Below are 18,416 nucleotides of genomic sequence, written 5' to 3' on the forward strand. Positions count from 1 at the left end.
GCGGGATAAAAGAAAAAGCATCCGTTGTATGAGGATACTTTTTCAAAGTCTTCTATTGTTGATAGCTTTCAATCATGTTAGCCATATGAGCGTAGGCACCACCTGCTCGTAAAGCAGCTGCAACTAAAATAGCTTCTGCAATTTCTTCTTTTGTTGCTCCGGCTTTTGCTGCAGATTTTGTATGCACGTCGATACAATATGGGCATTCTGTCGTATGTCCGATAGCGATAGCAATTAATTCTTTTAGTTCTTTGCTTAGAGTTCCTTCTTTCGTTGCTACCATGTTAAACTCCATAAATGCTGAGAAGCCTTCAGGCGCAAATTGTTTTAAATTTGATAACTTTTGTAAATTTGATCGGCGATATAGTACATCGTCGGCACTGGGGTCTAATGCATTTTGCATATGTGTACTATGTGTGATTGCGCCACCAGCTTCAACAGAAGCGACTACAAAGATGGCTTCTGTTAATTCTTCAAGGGATGCACCAGCACGTTTTGCACTTACTGTATGTGCATCAATACAATATGGACATTCTGTTGCATGTGCTACTGCAACGGCAATGATTTCTTTTTCTTTCTTCGATAAAGCACCTTCAGTCATAACTTGTCTACTAAACTTTTGAAATGCTTGAGCTTGTTCGGGTGCTAGTGTAGATAATTTCGATAAATGACGTAAATTTTCTTTTTGATATAAATTGTTAGACTGTTACTTTAGGAGGTAATTTGTGCTTATTTTAAGCGCTATTTTGCACTATAAGTAAACATAAAAAAGCCCCTTTAATGGAATAACTAAGATATTTATCAAATCCTATACTCATTAGTCATACTCTAATGAAAGTTCCTTGTTCTCTTCTTCAATACTCGTTTACAAAAGGCGTTAAATGCACAGCGAACTTGCCATTCGGTACGATCGTTCTAACATGCATTTCCTCTCCCTTCACAACTGCAAATGTGGGTTATGATTTCCCCTTTCATAACCTCCAACAAGATTTTTTATAAAATGCTAAATATCGGAGAGTATTAAAAAAATAAAAACCCAACTGAATAGCAAGGCAGTTGAGTTTAGAAATTACTTTTTAATTCATTAAAGTCGATGGTGCTTCATAACTTTTTTATTTAGGTAGAAAGAATATCTGATAAAAATAAGTGCAAGTATAACGAATAATCCACCAATCCAGCTTAAATTTTCTATATTAGTATATTGAATAATGATTCCTCCTAATGCAGAGCCAAGCATCATTCCCACATTCATTAAGGCGGTATTAAAACTGAGTACTGTTTCAGAGGATTGTGGTTTTAGTGAAATCAGATAAAACTGCTTTGCTGGTGTCGTTGTCCAAGTTGCTACTCCCCAAAAAGCTAGTGTGACAAATACACCAACTGCCCTATACTGTGTAAATGCTAGTACAAATAAAGAGATGATATGAACACATAAACTTAATGATATTGTTCTATTAGGTCCCCATCTGTCTACCGCATATCCTCCAAAGCGTGAACCAATAAAAGCAAAAGTGCCTAAAACAAATAAAGCGATACTTGTCATTTTAATAGAAAAGCCAGCAGTATGACTTAATAATGGAGCAATGTAGGCAAATACCATCGTATAGCCTAAAATCCAAAAGATCGTTGTCATTAAACCCGTAAGGATTCGTTTATCTTTCATAGTTTGTAGCTGTTGTGTAAATGGCATCGGTTGATTTCCTTTTGTATCTGGTAATAATTTGTAAAGTCCTATCATTAAAAAAACTGTGCCAAACGCAATGATTAAGAAAATATAGTGCCAATCAAAATGTCCAGCTAAAAATGTTCCGATAGGCACTCCAAGTACTAATGAAACAGTGAAACCTGTAATGACTGTTGCCATAGCACTACCTCTTTTTTCTGGAACTGCAATTTGCGCAGCATAATTGGTGGCAACAACAATGTATAGCCCTCCACTCATCGCCATAATGACTCTGGATAACATAAGAAGGACAAAATTATAGCTGAAAAATGCAACTAGATTTCCTAGAATAAATATAGAGATAGCATATAAAAGCACTTTTTTACGGTTCAATTTAGACGTTAGCATGACAAAGATCAAAGCTCCAATGGCATAAGATAAAGAATAAACCGTAATCAACTGACCAGCTATTGATATTGAAACATCTAATTCAAAAGAAATCAGTTCTAAAATTCCAGAAACAACAAACTCTGCTGTTCCTGTTACAAAAGCTCCTAAAGCTAAAAGTATGACGATTAGTTGATTTATATTATTTTTCAATTTATACATCTCCTTATATTTGAACTACTGTTTTTATTTTAAGTCCTATGTTAACATAAGTGAAATTGATGTTTTTAATAAAGGAGATGAGTAATTACTCATGACTATTGTGCGCTACGAAATCATTGCAAAAGTAGTCGAGCTAGGAAGTTTTACAGAAACTGCTGAAATATTAAATATGACTCAATCAGCCGTGAGTCATGCAGTTGCGAGTTTAGAATCTGAATGGGGGGTTTCTTTATTAATTCGTGATCGAAAAAAAGGAATAACACTTACAGAAATAGGGCAAAAAATTCTGCCGCATATTAGAGAAATATTGAAAAGACTGGAAGTCATTAATCAAGAAATTGCGCTTATGACAAGCTTGGAAACAGGTATTATTCGTATCGGCACTTTTGCAAGTGCTTCTTCTTGCTTATTGCCTAAGTTACTTACAAAATTCCGAAAAAAACATCCTAAAATAGAATTTAAATTTTACGAAGGAACCTATGAAGAGATTACGGAATGGTTGGGTTCAAGCATTATTGACATTGGATTTGTAGTAAAAGGAAAATCAAACCCAAATTTCGATTTAGTTCCTTTGATTAAAGACAAGATGGTAGTCGCTTATCACCCTGATCATCAATTCCATTTTAAAGAAACAGTAGAAATGAATGATTTAATGGATGAATCCTTTATTATGCCAACAGGGATGTACCAATCACATGTTGAGGAATTATTTGCAGAAGCGCAAATTAAACCATCTATTCTTTTTGAAGTACACGACTGTACAACCATCGCTAATATGGTACAGGAAGGACTTGGCGTTACGATAGGTCCAGAATTATATTTAAAGACACAGCAAAACATAAAAATCAGCAAACTAAATATTGAAAACAGCCGTGAAGTAGCACTTGCCTGTCATTCTATTGCAAATGCTTCTCCTGCAGTTAAGGAATTTCTTCATGTGGCAAAAAATGTTTTTAAGTGAACATTTGCAGCGATTGTGTTTCAAAATAGGACTTTCCTTTATTCATGTAACTCATGATAAAAGGGAAGAAAAAAAGAATTTTTTTATGTATAGCCTTTTAGATTTATTAAAAACACCTAACAAGTGTAGTGGAACGTCGCCAAGCGTCGTTTTGGAGCCTTTCGTTAAAAATATTTTTCAATAATATGGCCCGATTGTTGAAGAAAGTTAAAAAAGCACACATATTATTATTTGTTCCAAAACTCGTTACATTTATAACATACTTTCATTTTGGTATAATTTGTAAAAGTATTTATACCAAAATGAAAGCATCTATTTAAATAATTTATTTATAACATCTTGTATATTTAGTTGATCTAAAAATAATTTATAATGTTTATCGCCTTCGATAAATATGTCAGTCATTACATGGCCTATTCCTGAAGAAATTGTACAATCTTTATCTACATTACCAGATCTCCAATTAGAGGATAAAGAACTAGTAGAAGTGAGTTCGTAAATGTCCCCGAGTGTTACATCTTTAGGATCATGCTTAAAAATATAACCACCGTTTAGTCCTTCTTTCGTAGAAATTAAATCATTCTTTTTTAACATTCGCATGACTTTACGAATTCGTGCTGCATTAGCACAAATGTTATCAGCTAATTGTTCACTATTCGCCATATTTCCAGGTACATGATTCAGATAAACTAAACAATGCACTGCAATCATAAATTCACTATTCAAGTTTGTATCACTCCTTATAAACGTAATCTTAAATGTTACAGTTTGCGATTGCAAGGGCTTTGTACTGAGTGTTTAAAGACATTATCATTATTTTTGTTTATCCGGCTTTAACTGACAGTAAGACTCCCACTTCAAAATTCGGCTAGAGCAAAGAAGGTAGGTAGGAGTCGGATTGAATAAAGTATCACTTTATTTGAGAAGTCATCATAATAGTGCATGGTATTCGTCGAAAGGAAAAATAAAAAGGATATAACCTAGTCAAAAAGTTCGGCTAGGTTATATCCCTGCTACTATTATGCATTACTCTTTGCCATCTAATAAACGACCAAGTCCACCTAAAACGCTGCCTTCACCACTGCTTTGTGCTGCTGGGCTTGTCAGGCGTGCTGCTAAGCGGCTAAGTGTTAAGGACTGAATCCAAACTGTTCCAGGTCCTTCTAACGTTGCGAAGAATAAACCTTCGCCGCCAAATAGAGCTGTCTTTACTTTTCCAACGAACTCGACATCGTAGTTAACGTCTTTTGTCATGGCAACGAGACAACCTGTATCGATGCGAAGCTTTTCGCCAGGTTTCAATTCACGCTTATATACGGTTCCGCCTGCGTGCATGAAAGCAAGTCCGTCACCTTCAAGTTTCTGCATGATGAAACCTTCACCGCCGAAGAAACCAGTTCCGATTTTTTTCGTAAACTCGATTCCGATAGAAACGCCTTTTGCCGCACAAAGAAATGCATCTTTTTGGCAAACTACTTTTCCTTGATATTCTGTTAAATCTACAGGAACAATTTTGCCCGGATAAGGAGCAGCAAAGGATACGTGACGCTTGCCGTGACCTGTATTTGTAAATACAGTCATAAACATGCTTTCGCCTGTAACGAGACGCTTACCAGCGCCCATTAATTTTCCGAATAAACCTCCAGATGGGCCAGAACCATCACCGAAGATTGTTTCCATTTCGATGTAATCTTCCATCATCATCATTGCGCCAGCCTCTGCGATAACGCTTTCTTCTGGGTCTAACTCAATTTCAACAAACTGCATATCATCGCCGTATAACTTATACTCGATTTCATGTGCTTGCATTTTTTTCACCTCATAAATATGTAGTAATTATATTGTACAGAAATTATAAGAATTAGAACACTATAGTTTTGTTAATTTTCGAATAAAAATAGAATGAAAATTTAAGGTTATACTAGGATTATAAAAAATGATGAAATGAAAGTGTTCTCATTTGACGTTTTTGATATAGCGTGATATAGTGAAGTCACTATTGAGCTACATAATGTGGTACGGAAATAAAGCACGTTGAATTAAAGGCTGTAAGCTTGTTATACATTCATGTCCTTTATATCCACCTTTTCATGTGGATTCATAGTTTCATTTTTATTTAGGAGGTACATGACATGCAAACAGGTAAAGTTAAATGGTTTAACGGCGAAAAAGGTTTCGGTTTCATCGAAGTTGAAGGTGGAGACGATGTATTCGTTCACTTCTCAGCTATCCAAGGTGACGGATTCAAAACTTTAGAAGAAGGTCAAGAAGTTTCTTTCGAAATCGTTGAAGGTAACCGTGGACCACAAGCTGCTAACGTTACAAAAAACTAATTAGCTAGCGATAAAAGCATTCCGATTTTCGGAATGCTTTTTTTTATTCTTTAGAGCTAGATTCATTTGAAGATAATTCGCCTTTAAAAGTACGCTCTTCAAAGTCATCAAGCATTTGTTCATATTCTTCATGCTCTTCCGTAGCGAAAACTTGCGGATTTTTCCCATACATATCTGTACCGATAAAATTCTCAAAATCCTCTACGTAGCCTACATTCTCTTCGCTATTTACGTACATGCCATTATAGTTTTTTGAATCTTGTCTTTCTAAATCAGACGGTGTTTCAGATGTTCCATAATTTGCGACATCTTGCCATGCATCTTCTGCATCGTATTCAACAGAATGATCTTCATCGTGTTTCTGGAAAGAAAGAGACAATACTTCTTCTTCAACTGGCCGCGTATTCATATTTAATTTGTTCGTTGTGTGCTGTATGCATGTTGTAGCAGTCGGCATTGCTTCTAATCTTTCGAATGGAATTTCTTCGCCAGATACTTCGCAAATGCCATACGTACCCGCTTCTATTTTTTGCAGGGCATGTTTCGTATCTTCTAGCTGTTTATGCCAGAGCTCAATAAGTCCAAAGTCTTTTTCACGTTCATATAGCTCTGTTGCCATATCAGCTGGGTGATTATCGTAGCTAGATAATTCTCCAACGGAATCGCGTTCAGATGCCCGATCTTCATTTTCATGTGTTTGTATCGTTTGCTCTAGTTCTTGTTTTTGTTTTTCTAAAACGGATTTAAATTGATTTATTTGTTGTGGAGTTAACATAGTCGTCCACCTTCCTACAATTCAGTTTCTTTACATAGTATGAGCGTTGGGAGTAGGAATTATGAGATGAATTTTACCTCTGAAATTGGTATATGAAAAAGGAGCTGCGTCAGCAGCTCCTTTTAAAGGAAATATCCAAGCAATAATCCGATTCCCATGAGGAGACCGAAGATTGTATTTGTTTTTGCAGTTGCAATCATTGCAGGTACCATTTCCATTGGAATGCTTTTGCCGATAAAGCCTTTCGTTGCTTTAAATGCTTTCGGTGCACTTAAAAATACGATAAGCATCCATGGTGATACGATGCCCACGATAATTAAAGCAATTGTCCAAATGTAGGAAACGATGAACATAGAAGCAAGTACACCAACGGCTCTTTCACGTCCCACGAGAATTGCTAACGTTTTACGACCGTTTTCTTTATCGCCATCTAAGTCACGAATGTTATTGGCTAGTAAAATGGCACCAATTAAAATGGAACTTGGAATCGATAGTAAAATGACTTCTGATGTTACAGTTCCAGTTTGAATAAAGAATGAAATCCCAATAATAATGACACCCATAAATAATCCGGCTGTTAACTCTCCAAATGGTGTATAGGCAATTGGAAGTGGACCGCCTGTATAAAGGTAAGCAACGGCCATACAAACAAGACCGATTGCCGCAAGCCACCAGCTAGAATTCATACAAATATAAACACCTAATAGTATTGCGATGCCGAAAAATCCAAATGCTAAGTTAAGTACTGTTTTTGGCTGAATGCCATCGCGAACGATAGCGCCGCCGATACCAACTGAACCTTCGTGATCAAGTCCTCTTTTATAATCAAAGTATTCATTAAACATGTTTGTTGCTGCCTGAATGAGAAGACAAGCAAGAAGCATTATAAGGAAAAGAGGGAGATGTATTTGATTTATACCTCCGACCTGCATTGCATAGGCTGTTCCGATGAAAACAGGAACGAAAGCTGCTGTTAATGTATGGGGACGTAGTAAACTCCACCAAATGCGCCAGCCTGTTTGCTTACTTGGCTTTGGCGCCGTAGGAGAGGAATTCGTTTCGACGTTCATTTCCATGTTGAATCCTCCTTTGGTCACATATTGTACACAACTAAGTGTAGAAAAAGCATCATTTAGTGTCAACGTTTATTTTCTAGGAAGAGAAGGTGAATTTCTCAGAAATGCTAAACGTTGACAGGCCTTTCGTTTGAGGTGTATCTTAAAATCAAGCGTAATTATGACTATTTTTCGCCCATAGGGGGGAGACAATTGTGATTCAAACGAAACAAATAGGCTTGCAAGAAGTTCTAAGTGCGGCCATTAAGCGTGCAACTGACGAAAAAATATTGGTGAGCTTTGTAAAACAAATAGACTGGATGGATCCGCTTCTGTTTTATGCAGCAGGAAAAAGGATTGCATTCGAAAATAGATGTTATTTTGCAGACCCAGCTCAGCATGTAATATTTGCTGGAATTGGCTCTGTTTTCACTATAGCAACCTCTTCTCACAAACGCTTTCAAACGGCTCGTGACGAGTGGGATAAAGTAAAAAAGAACGCATTTGTACAAAGAGAAAAATACGAATTTGGAACAGGTCCTCTTTTATTTGGTGGATTTTCATTTGACCAAGAAAAAGAGAAAACGGACTTATGGAAAGAATTTGATGATACGACATTTTCACTACCGGCATTTTTATTAACTGTAAAAAATGAAAAAGCATGGTTAACAATGAATACATTCGTTTCAGCAACAGATTGTGCAGAAACTCTTTATAACGAAATTGTTTCTTTAGAAGAGAAAATTTTTGGGGAGAGTAAATGTGCATTAGAAGGATCAAAATTAACAGTTACATCTAAAATAGAAGTGGATCCGAAAGGCTGGATGAAGGCCATTGAGAAAGTGCAAGATGAGATGAAGCAGGGGAACGTGCAGAAGGTTGTATTAGCGAGGGAGCTAAAAGTAGAGATGAATCATCATATTGATTCTGCTCTCGTTTTAGAAGCGCTTCGCATTGGACAACCGGATTGTTACGTATTTTCTTTTGATTATAAAGGAGCATGCTTCTTAGGAGCGACGCCAGAGAGATTAATTCGCAAAGAAGATGAGAAGTTTACTTCGATGTGTCTTGCTGGTTCAACTGGTCATGGTCAATCTATAGAAGAAAGTAAGCGAAATAGTAATGCGCTTCTTCATGATGAAAAGAATTTAGCTGAGCACGGTTATGTTGTGAACATGATCAGGTCGGTATTAAATGAACACTGCGAATCCGTTAATATTCCGGAAAGTCCGGGCTTATTAACAACGAAAAACTTAATTCATTTATATACACCTGTAGAGGCAAAAGGCGATGCGAGTCTTTTAACAATGGTAGAAGAATTACACCCAACACCAGCTCTTGGCGGGACACCTCGTTTGGAAGCGATGAAACTGATTCGTGATGTTGAATTGTTAGATAGAGGATTATATGGTGCACCGATTGGCTGGATAGATGATGAAGGAAATGGTGAATTTGCGGTTGCACTTCGCTGCGGATTATTAAACGGCGAGAAAGCATCCTTATTTGCCGGTTGCGGGATTGTAATTGATTCAGTACCGCAGCTTGAATATGAAGAAACAAGTTTGAAGTTTAGACCGATGCTTGGTGCTTTGGAGGAATTAATGAAATGAACAATCATATAGAAGCATTATCATATTATTTAGGCGCGTTCGTGGATGAACTGACGCGTCTAAATGTATGTGATGTTGTCATTAGTCCAGGCTCACGGTCAACGCCGATAGCTCTACTAATGGAACAACATGAAGGAATGAACACATATTTACATGTAGATGAAAGATCCGCAGGATTTTTTGCGCTCGGTATCGCAAAAGCGAAAAAACGTCCTGTTGCATTATTATGTACGTCAGGAACGGCAGCAGCGAACTATTATCCAGCTGTATGTGAAGCTTTTCATTCACGAGTGCCGCTTATCGTTTTAACAGCGGATAGACCGCATGAATTAAGAGATGTCGGTGCACCGCAAGCAATGAATCAATTTAATTTATACGGTACGTTTGTGAAGCAATTTACAGAAATGGCACTTCCAGAAGCGAGTGAAGCGATGTATCATTATGCTCGCATGACGACGCAACGCATGATAGCAAGTGCTTGTTTAGCGCCGCAAGGGCCTGTTCATCTTAATTTTCCAGTTCGCGAACCGCTTATCCCGGACTTCTCATTAGAAAGTTTATGGGATAAAGGACGCGGGGAATATACAGGAGTAGTTCAGCAAGGGAACGTGATGATGCCGAGTGAATATGTAGACTCTCTTGTAGGGCGCCTTTCACATATGGAAAAGGGGCTTATTATTTGTGGAGATGATAGTCATTCGGAAATCGCAGCGTTTGTGGCGGAATTAGCTGAAAAAACGGGATATCCAATATTAGCGGACCCACTTTCTAATATTCGTAGTGGACATCACGATAAAACGATGGTAATCGACTGTTACGATACATTTTTACGAAATGAGCTGTTAAAGGAAACGTGGAAGCCAGAAGTTATGATTCGCTTTGGCGGTATGCCTGTTTCGAAAGCATTAACGCAGTTCATCAAAAAACAAACGAAAGCCGTTCATATCGTTGTTGATGAATCTGGGCAATGGAGAGACCCAGCTCTTGTTGCAACAGAAGTTGTCCAAGCAAGTGATATTGCATTTTGCAGTGCACTAATAGAAAAAATGCCAGTTATGAAAAAGAATGATTGGTTCGGAATGTGGAAACATATAAACGAAAAAACGAAGGGAACGCTTCGTGAAATAGAAACATATGAAACGGCATTTGAAGGGAAAGTTATTACGGATATTGTCCGCGTATTACCAGAAGGAGCAACGTTATTTGCAAGTAATAGTATGCCAATTCGTGATACAGATTCATTCTTCTTCACATCGGATAAAAATATTCAAGTAATGGCAAACCGCGGTGTAAACGGGATTGATGGAATCATTTCGACAGCTTTAGGAGCGAGCATTATTTGTGAACCGCTCGTATTAGTGATCGGTGATTTATCATTTTATCACGATTTAAACGGATTATTAGCCGCAAAATTACATGAATTAAATATAACTATTGTCGTTGTAAATAATGACGGTGGCGGTATTTTCTCGTTCTTACCACAGTATGAGAAAAAGGAACATTTCGAGTCGTTATTTGGAACACCGATTGGTCTTGATTATGAGCATGTTGTCAACATGTACGGTGGTTCATTTAGCCGTGTAAATGGTTGGGAGCAATTCCGCGAAGAGGTACAAAAGGGAACAAGGGCGGAAGGTTTACACGTTGTAGAAATTTGTACGAACCGTGATGAAAATTTAATATTGCACCGCAAATTATGGGCGAAAACACAGGACGTAATTACTACATCATTGCAAGGTGAATCAAAATGAACGTAACGCTGCAAGGTGTATCGTATGAATATGAAGTAGTCGGAAGCGGGGAACCACTTCTACTTCTTCATGGTTTTACGGGAAGTATGGAAACGTGGCGTTCATTTGTTCCTTCTTGGAGCGAGCAATTTCAAGTTATTTTAGTAGACATTGTTGGGCACGGAAAAACGGAAGGCCCTGAAGATGTGACGCATTATGATATTCGAAATGCGGCATTGCAAATGAAAGAACTACTAGAGTACCTTCATATTGAAAAGGCGCACATACTTGGCTATTCAATGGGCGGTAGACTGGCGATTACGATGGCATGTCTATATCCGGAATATGTACGTTCTCTTTTATTAGAAAATTGTACAGCTGGTCTTGAAAGTGAAGATGAGCGAAAAGAACGCTGTGAAAAAGACGAGCGACTTGCTCAGAAAATTGAGCGAGAAGGCATCGAAAGTTTTGTATCGATGTGGGAAAGTATTCCGCTGTTTGAAACGCAGAAACGTTTAGCACAAAACGTACAAGAAGCAGTGCGAAAAGAGCGACTTGCTAACAATCCAAAAGGGCTCGCAAATAGCTTGCGCGGTATGGGAACAGGGGCTCAGCCTTCATGGTGGAATGAGCTGAAAAACTTAAAAATGCCTGTTCTTTTAATAAACGGTGAGCATGATGAAAAGTTCTTCCGCATATTAAAAAATATCGAAAAATGCGTCTCTGACGCGAAATTTGTCAAAATTGATGGTGCTGGCCATGCAATTCATGTGGAACAACCGGAAAAGTTTGATACAATAGTAAAGGGATTTCTAAAAACTATGCAGTGATGCTTTTTTCATCTAAGAGGGAAGACGCACTTATAGAGGAGATCAGAAATATACAAGGAGGTAGTTGTAATGGCTATTGAATGGGTAAAAGAAGGCAATTACGAAGATATTATTTATTCAACATACAATGGTATCGCAAAGATTTCGATTAACCGTCCTGAAGTACATAACGCATTCCGTCCAAAAACGGTAATGGAGTTAATCAACGCTTTTGCACATGCTCGTGATGATGCAAATGTTGGCGTTATCATTTTAACAGGTGAAGGTGGACGTGCATTCTGTTCTGGCGGCGACCAAAAAGTTCGCGGTCATGGCGGATATGTAGGCGACGACCAAATTCCACGTCTTAACGTATTAGACTTACAACGTCTAATTCGCGCAATTCCTAAACCAGTTATCGCAATGGTAGCAGGTTATGCAATTGGTGGTGGACACGTACTTCATATCGTATGTGACTTAACAATTGCTGCAGACAACGCTGTATTCGGACAAACAGGTCCTAAAGTAGGAAGCTTTGACGGTGGATACGGAGCTGGTTACCTAGCTCGTATGGTAGGTCACAAGAAAGCTCGTGAAATTTGGTACCTATGCCGTCAATATAACGCACAAGAAGCGCTTGATATGGGCTTAGTAAATACAGTAGTACCATTAGAACAACTTGAAGCAGAAACAGTACAATGGGCACAAGAAATCTTAGCAAACAGCCCAATGGCACTTCGTTTCCTAAAAGCTGCATTCAACGCAGACACAGACGGTCTAGCTGGTATTCAACAACTAGCTGGAGATGCAACGTTACTGTACTACACAACTGACGAAGCAAAAGAAGGTCGCGACGCATTCAAAGAAAAACGCAGTCCGGACTTCGGTCAATTCCCTCGTTTCCCTTGATCAAAAGCGGAAGCGGCTCGCTTAGAATGTGAGGGGGATGGAGCTTCTGACTTAGAGGCGCTTTTTGCCTCGTAGGAAGAAGTGAAGCCACCGAACATTCTAGCTGCTGTAGCTGGATGTTTTAAAAGCGGAGCCGACTGTTTAGCCCCGTTGGCTAAGGTTCTTTCGCACAGAAAGTGTTTTTTACTTTCTCGTGCGGAAGGTTCTTAGACGGAAGGGGCTAGGAGGCGCAGCTGGATAAGACCAAAAGATCAAACCGGAAACAAAACAACTAAGAGACTTGATGTCATATCAAGTCTCTTTCTTTCATGAAAGGAGAATGAGTGATGGAGACGATGCCGAATTGGTTAATGCAACGTGCATTTTTAACACCAGATCGTACTGCAATTGAAATAAAGGATGAAAAGGTTACTTTTATGCAGCTACATGAAGAAGTAATATCTGTTTGTGAACACCTCACACATGTAGGAGTGAAGCGTGGGCAAAAGGTGGCTGTTCTGATGAAAAATGGTATGGAGATGATTACAGTGATTCATGCCCTATCTTACGTAGGTGCTGTAGCTGTACTTTTAAATACGCGTCTTTCAAGAGAAGAGCTACTTTGGCAAATGGATGATGCTGAAGTTGTTTGTTTAGTGACGGATCAAGATTTTGATGCTAATGCTGTTCCTGTCTATTCATTTGCTGAAGTGATGAATGGACCGAAGGCGGAAGCATCTATACAAGAAGAATTCTTTTTAGAAGAAGCGATGACAATTATATATACGTCTGGGACGACAGGGAAACCGAAAGGCGTTATTTTAACGTACGGAAATCATTGGGCAAGCGCGGTTGGTTCTTCGCTTAATTTAGGACTTCGTGATGATGATTGCTGGTTAGCTTGTATGCCGATGTTCCACGTTGGCGGTCTTTCTCTTTTAATGAAAAACATTATGTACGGCATGCGCATTTTACTCGTTCCGAAATATGATGCTGATTTTATTCATAAAGCACTTCAAACGAGAGGCGTAACGATTATTTCTGTCGTATCAAAAATGTTAACTGATTTATTAGAGAGACTTGGAGAAGGAACATATCCCTCTTTTTTACGATGCATGCTACTTGGCGGAGGACCAGCGCCGAAACCGTTATTAGAAACGTGTGTGGAAAAAGGAATTCCTGTATATCAAACGTACGGTATGACAGAAACATCATCGCAAATTTGTACGTTATCCGCAGATTATATGTTAACGAAAGTAGGATCAGCTGGAAAGCCACTATTTCAGTGCCAACTTCGTATTGAAAAAGACGGTGTAGTAGTGCCGCCGCGTACGGAAGGCGAAATTGTAGTAAAAGGGCCAAACGTAACAGGCGGTTACTTTAACCGTGAAGATGCGACGCGTGAGACGATTCAAAACGGATGGCTTCATACTGGAGATCTCGGTTATTTAGACGAAGAAGGATTTTTATACGTATTAGATCGCCGCAGTGATTTAATTATTTCTGGCGGAGAGAATATATATCCGGCTCAAATTGAAGAAGTGTTGCTTTCTCACCCGATGGTAGCGGAAGCTGGTGTTGTCGGTATGACTGACGATAAATGGGGACAAGTACCGGCTGCTTTTGTTGTAAAAAGCGGGACGGTAACAGAAGAAGAAATTCTTCATTTTTGCGAGGAGAAATTAGCGAAATATAAGGTGCCGAAGAAAGCATGTTTCTTAGAGGAATTACCAAGAAACGCCTCGAAAAAATTGTTAAGACGAGAGTTAAGACAATTAGTGGAGGAGATGTAGGTGGAGATAAAAAAAGCGACACTTTATATAACGGAAATGCCACTTGTAATCCCGTTTGCTGCAAGCTACGGAACGTATGAAACGCGTGAGAGTATCGTCATTGAATTAGAAGATACGGAAGGGTGCATTGGATTTGGTGAAGTCGTTGCTTTTTCTGAACCATGGTATACGGAAGAAACAGTAAAGACAGCGCTGCATGTACTGCGAGACTTTTTATTACCTGATTTATTAAAGGCTGAAATTTCTCATCCGAATGAAATACCGAGTTTGTTTCAGCATATAAAAAGAAACCGAATGGCAAAGGCCGGAATTGAAGGGGCTGTTTGGGATTTATATGCGAAGCGTCAAAAGAAATCGTTAGCGACATTGCTTGGCGGAACTAGGACTGAAATTGAAGTCGGTGTTGTAATTGGGATCAATACGATTCCGGTTATGTTAAAACAAATAGAGAAGTACGCAGAAGAAGGATACGAGCGTTTTAAAGTAAAAATAAAGCCAGAGCATGATTACGAGTTATTGAAAGAAATACGTAAAGAGTTTCCGCATATCCCGTTAATGGCTGATGCAAATTCAGCGTATACATTAGCGGATACGGAGAGTCTGAAACGACTAGATGAATTCCAATTGATGATGATTGAGCAACCGCTAGCAGATTACGATTTTCTTGATCATGCACAGCTGCAGAAGAAGATTGAAACGCCGATTTGTTTAGACGAAAGTATTCATAGTTTAGAAGATGCGCGCGTTGCGATTACACTTGGCAGTTGCCGTATCGTTAACATTAAACCAGGGCGAGTGGGCGGATTAACAGAATCGATTCAAATTCATAATTATTGTATGGAGCATAATATCCCTGTTTGGTGCGGTGGTATGGTAGAGATGGGGATTTCACGAGCACAAAATGTTGCGCTTGCTTCATTGCCGAACTTTACGATTCCTGGTGATATATCAGCTTCTAATAGGCATTGGGAGAAGGATATTATTTCGCCGGAAGTGACGCTTGAGGGCGGGAAAGTGATTGTACCGCAAAGCGTTGATGCTGAGTATAAAGTTGACCACGGAAGATTGGAAGAAATATCGAAGCAGCGGATTGTTTTTGAGCGGTAGGTTGAGTCTTTAAAATAGCGGGCGAATTTCGTCGTTAATTGTCGGTAAGTCGATATATTTCAATAATCGCTGATATAATTCAAGTTACGGTCGATATAATTCAAGTTGTGGTCGATATATTTGGAAAATCGCTGATATAATTTCATTCACTAAGGTTACTCTCCTGAGTAACCTTTTCGTATTGTACAAATTGGATAGACTAGTTTACAATCGAGCGTATAAAGGGGGAGTAAAATGAAGCGCATTTCAATTTTAATAGCGGATGATGAGGCGGAAATTGCTGATTTAATTGAGATACATTTAGAAAAAGAAGGGTACCACGTCGTGAAGGCAGCTGATGGAGAAGAGGCAATTCATATTATTGAAACGCAGCCAATCGACTTAGTGGTTTTAGATATTATGATGCCGAAAATGGATGGGTATGAGGTGACGCGCCAAATTCGCGCGAAGCACCATATGCCAATCATTTTCTTAAGTGCGAAAACTTCGGACTTTGATAAGGTGACAGGTCTTGTATTAGGTGCAGATGATTATATGACGAAACCTTTTACACCGATTGAATTAGTTGCGCGCGTAAATGCACAATTGCGTAGGTTTCTTACGTTAAATCAACCGAAAGTAGCGGAGAGTAAATCTGCTTTAGAGGTAGGCGGGGTCGTGATTGATCCTGAGCGAAGAACAGTAAATGTGTACGGAGAACAAGTTGAATTAACACCGAAAGAGTTTGATATTTTATATTTATTAGCGAGCCATCCGAAGAAAGTGTACAATGTGGAAAATATTTTTCAGCAAGTATGGGCAGATGATTATTATGAAGGCGGAAATACAGTTATGGTACATATTCGTACATTGCGGAAAAAACTTGGGGAAGATAAAAGAAAAGATAAGCTAATAAAAACAGTGTGGGGAGTAGGGTATACTTTCAATGGCTAAAAAGATCAGAAGTTTTCGCTCGAAGATGGTTATGCTATTTGCGTTAAGTATGATATGTGCTGCTGGTGTAACGTATATCATTTATGAAGGGTTACGGATTTATTATAAATCAGTCGTTCGTTTTGAAGATCCGTTAGCTCAATTGCGTTTTATGATAAGACAAATTGGGGATGTTAATTTCTTTTTAATTATTTTCATACCTCTGTCTATTATGTTTTTCTTCTTCCTTACTAGACCGTATTTAAAATATTTTGATGAGATTTCAAACGGAATTCATCATTTGGCGAACGGAGATTTTACAAATGAAGTGCGCGTTTCATCAAATGATGAATTTGGAAATATCGCACGTGAAATAAATGTTGCGAGTGAAAAGTTAAAAGAAGCGGTGGAAAGAGGAGACTTTGCGGAAAGTAGTAAAGACCAGCTTATTGTTAACTTAGCTCACGATTTAAGAACGCCGTTAACATCTGTTTTAGGTTATTTAGATTTAATTCTTAAAGATGAGAATTTAACAAAAGAACAAATTAAACATTTCTCCACAATTGCATATACGAAATCACAAAGGCTTGAAAGCTTAATTGATGAATTATTTGAAATTACACGTATGAATTATGGCATGTTACAACTAAATAAAAAGCCGATTGATATAAGTGAGCTGCTTATACAGCTAGATGAGGAATTGTATCCGTTACTAGAAAAACACCATTTAGAAGCTAGATTGAATGTTGATCCTCATTTGCCGATTAACGGTGATGGAAAATTGTTAGCTAGAGTATTTGAAAACTTGTTAACAAATGCTGTTCGATACGGATATGATGGGCAATTTGTTGATCTGAATGGGTATATCGATAATGGAGAAGTTGTCGTACAAGTTATGAATTACGGAGATAGCATTCCAGAAGAAGACCTACCGTATCTTTTTGATATGTTTTATACAGGTGATAAAGCGAGGTCAGAGAACCGTGGCGGGACTGGCCTTGGGCTATTTATTGCGAAAAATATTGTTGAACAGCATGATGGGAAAATTTCTGTTGAAAGTAATGTAGTTAGAACAATGTTTGAAGTGCGATTGCCAAAAGGCGAGAACTTAACAATTTAATAAAAATTTAAACTTTATCCCACTTTTTATTTTAATAGTTTTTTCTATTCTATACGTAAGTTACGTTAAGGAGGAACTAGAAATGAAAAAGTGGGTATTTATTTCTTTTTTTATAGCGTGCACAGTATGTGTAGGCGTTTATATATCACCGTTATTTCAAAAGGAAATCGACGTTAAAATTGTCGAGAAAGATGAGCTAGTAAAGGCAGCAAATCCCGAGGAGAAAGAGATTACGAAGGAACAAATTTATAAGGGCGATTTATTATTAGTTAACAGGGATTATCCAGTTAAAAAAGATAGTATTAGGTCTGATATTATAAATGTAAATCATAATAGTGAATTAGTGAGAGGCTACGTAATATTTGATAGAAACCTTCGTTTATCAAAAAATGTTGTAAAAAAGTTTTTGAACGTTGTCGATGCGGCTGGAAAAGATGGCGTACAACATTTCTTAATGAATAGCGGCTATCGAGATTTCCAAGAGCAAAGACAGCTATATGAAAAAATGGGATCTGATTATGCACTCCCAGCAGGATATAGTGAACATAATTTAGGGTTATCACTGGACGTTGGTTCAACGCAAAAGAAAATGGAAAAAGCGCCTGAAGGAAAATGGATTGAAGAGAACGTATGGAAGCACGGCTTTGTATTACGTTATCCGAAAAATAAAAGTCATATTACTGGCATTCAATATGAACCATGGCACATTCGTTATGTCGGCTTACCGCATAGTGCCATTATGCAAAAGGAGAAAATTACATTAGAGGAATACTTAGACTTCTTAAAAGAGCAAAAAGAAATCACAACTGATGTGGAAGGTACGAAATATACGGTTTCTTATTATAAAGTTTCTGGGAATAGGAAAGTGAATGTTCCAGCGAATAAGCAGTATGAAATTTCGGGGAATAATATGGATGGGGTTATTGTGACGGTTCAGGAATAGATAAAGAGGTTGTTCCGTTTTGGAGCAGCATCTTTTTATTTACTTTTAAACATTATAACGTTATATTTACTTCTTCTTTTTTTTGTGTTACGCTAAACGTGTGAAAGA

Annotated in this window: 17 protein-coding genes and 1 pseudogene; 11 read left to right on the plus strand and 7 right to left on the minus strand. The window is 38.2% G+C overall.

Annotated features, from left to right (window positions below; genetic code table 11):
• Positions 1-52 precede the first annotated feature (52 nt).
• From DN390_RS31305 to DN390_RS21925, 3 genes and pseudogenes are all read right to left on the minus strand, one after another.
• On the minus strand, positions 53-403 hold the full coding sequence (locus DN390_RS31305) for a carboxymuconolactone decarboxylase family protein (protein ID WP_255444128.1): 351 nt from the start codon (positions 401-403) through the stop codon (positions 53-55).
• An 18-nt stretch (positions 404-421) separates the two neighbouring features.
• Positions 422-631 (minus strand): annotated as a pseudogene (locus DN390_RS31310) (carboxymuconolactone decarboxylase family protein); the annotation flags it as partial.
• A gap of 453 nt (positions 632-1,084) precedes the next feature.
• Positions 1,085-2,272: an MFS transporter gene (locus DN390_RS21925; protein WP_147808424.1), complete on the minus strand. Its 1,188-nt coding sequence runs from the start codon at positions 2,270-2,272 to the stop codon at positions 1,085-1,087.
• A gap of 91 nt (positions 2,273-2,363) precedes the next feature.
• Here DN390_RS21925 and DN390_RS21930 point away from each other — a divergent pair, with 91 nt between their 5' ends.
• A complete protein-coding gene (locus tag DN390_RS21930; protein WP_098711007.1) occupies positions 2,364-3,233 on the plus strand; it encodes a LysR family transcriptional regulator in 870 nt (289 codons plus the stop codon).
• A 312-nt stretch (positions 3,234-3,545) separates the two neighbouring features.
• Here DN390_RS21930 and DN390_RS21935 read toward each other — a convergent pair whose 3' ends face one another.
• Entirely contained in the window at positions 3,546-3,959 is a 414-nt protein-coding gene (locus tag DN390_RS21935) for an RrF2 family transcriptional regulator (RefSeq protein WP_255444117.1), read from the minus strand.
• A 300-nt stretch (positions 3,960-4,259) separates the two neighbouring features.
• A complete protein-coding gene (locus DN390_RS21940; protein ID WP_097950316.1) occupies positions 4,260-5,042 on the minus strand; it encodes a TIGR00266 family protein in 783 nt (260 codons plus the stop codon).
• A gap of 323 nt (positions 5,043-5,365) precedes the next feature.
• Here DN390_RS21940 and cspD point away from each other — a divergent pair, with 323 nt between their 5' ends.
• Positions 5,366-5,566: a cold-shock protein CspD gene (cspD, locus tag DN390_RS21945; protein ID WP_001193049.1), complete on the plus strand. Its 201-nt coding sequence runs from the start codon at positions 5,366-5,368 to the stop codon at positions 5,564-5,566.
• A gap of 43 nt (positions 5,567-5,609) precedes the next feature.
• Here cspD and DN390_RS21950 read toward each other — a convergent pair whose 3' ends face one another.
• Together DN390_RS21950 and DN390_RS21955 are read right to left on the minus strand one after the other, a co-directional pair.
• Positions 5,610-6,341, minus strand: coding sequence for a yteA family sporulation protein (locus DN390_RS21950; RefSeq protein ID WP_147808425.1), 732 nt, complete (start codon positions 6,339-6,341; stop codon positions 5,610-5,612).
• Positions 6,342-6,463: 122 nt separating this feature from the next.
• Complete coding sequence (locus tag DN390_RS21955; protein WP_000425740.1) at positions 6,464-7,417, minus strand: 1,4-dihydroxy-2-naphthoate polyprenyltransferase; 954 nt, start codon at positions 7,415-7,417, stop codon at positions 6,464-6,466.
• 194 nt (positions 7,418-7,611) lie between these two features.
• On the opposite strand from DN390_RS21955, the gene DN390_RS21960 reads away from it, so the two are divergent.
• From DN390_RS21960 to DN390_RS22000, 9 genes are all read left to right on the plus strand, one after another.
• Positions 7,612-9,006, plus strand: coding sequence for an isochorismate synthase (locus DN390_RS21960; RefSeq protein WP_147808426.1), 1,395 nt, complete (start codon positions 7,612-7,614; stop codon positions 9,004-9,006).
• On the plus strand, positions 9,003-10,757 hold the full coding sequence (menD, locus tag DN390_RS21965; RefSeq protein WP_098289049.1) for a 2-succinyl-5-enolpyruvyl-6-hydroxy-3-cyclohexene-1-carboxylic-acid synthase: 1,755 nt from the start codon (positions 9,003-9,005) through the stop codon (positions 10,755-10,757). Before DN390_RS21960 ends, menD begins: the two co-directional genes overlap by 4 nt.
• On the plus strand, positions 10,754-11,566 hold the full coding sequence (menH, locus tag DN390_RS21970; RefSeq protein ID WP_147808427.1) for a 2-succinyl-6-hydroxy-2,4-cyclohexadiene-1-carboxylate synthase: 813 nt from the start codon (positions 10,754-10,756) through the stop codon (positions 11,564-11,566). Before menD ends, menH begins: the two co-directional genes overlap by 4 nt.
• Before the next feature lie 69 nt (positions 11,567-11,635).
• The gene (menB, locus tag DN390_RS21975) at positions 11,636-12,454 is read left to right on the plus strand and encodes a 1,4-dihydroxy-2-naphthoyl-CoA synthase (protein ID WP_060632697.1); all 819 of its coding nucleotides are present in this window, start codon (positions 11,636-11,638) and stop codon (positions 12,452-12,454) included.
• 326 nt (positions 12,455-12,780) lie between these two features.
• Complete coding sequence (locus DN390_RS21980; RefSeq protein WP_147808428.1) at positions 12,781-14,226, plus strand: o-succinylbenzoate--CoA ligase; 1,446 nt, start codon at positions 12,781-12,783, stop codon at positions 14,224-14,226.
• Positions 14,227-15,333, plus strand: a complete 1,107-nt coding sequence (menC, locus tag DN390_RS21985; protein ID WP_147808429.1) for an o-succinylbenzoate synthase — start codon at positions 14,227-14,229, stop codon at positions 15,331-15,333.
• A 234-nt stretch (positions 15,334-15,567) separates the two neighbouring features.
• The gene (locus DN390_RS21990) at positions 15,568-16,266 is read left to right on the plus strand and encodes a response regulator transcription factor (RefSeq protein WP_098951529.1); all 699 of its coding nucleotides are present in this window, start codon (positions 15,568-15,570) and stop codon (positions 16,264-16,266) included.
• Positions 16,259-17,365: a sensor histidine kinase gene (locus tag DN390_RS21995; protein ID WP_147808430.1), complete on the plus strand. Its 1,107-nt coding sequence runs from the start codon at positions 16,259-16,261 to the stop codon at positions 17,363-17,365. Before DN390_RS21990 ends, DN390_RS21995 begins: the two co-directional genes overlap by 8 nt.
• Before the next feature lie 82 nt (positions 17,366-17,447).
• Positions 17,448-18,308 carry a M15 family metallopeptidase gene (locus DN390_RS22000; protein ID WP_147808431.1) on the plus strand — a complete coding sequence of 287 codons (861 nt, stop codon included), beginning with the start codon at positions 17,448-17,450 and terminating at the stop codon, positions 18,306-18,308.
• Positions 18,309-18,416 lie beyond the last annotated feature (108 nt).

Source organism: Bacillus sp. SH7-1 (assembly GCF_008042405.1).
In the GTDB taxonomy this organism is placed as follows: domain Bacteria; phylum Bacillota; class Bacilli; order Bacillales; family Bacillaceae_G; genus Bacillus_A; species Bacillus_A thuringiensis_N.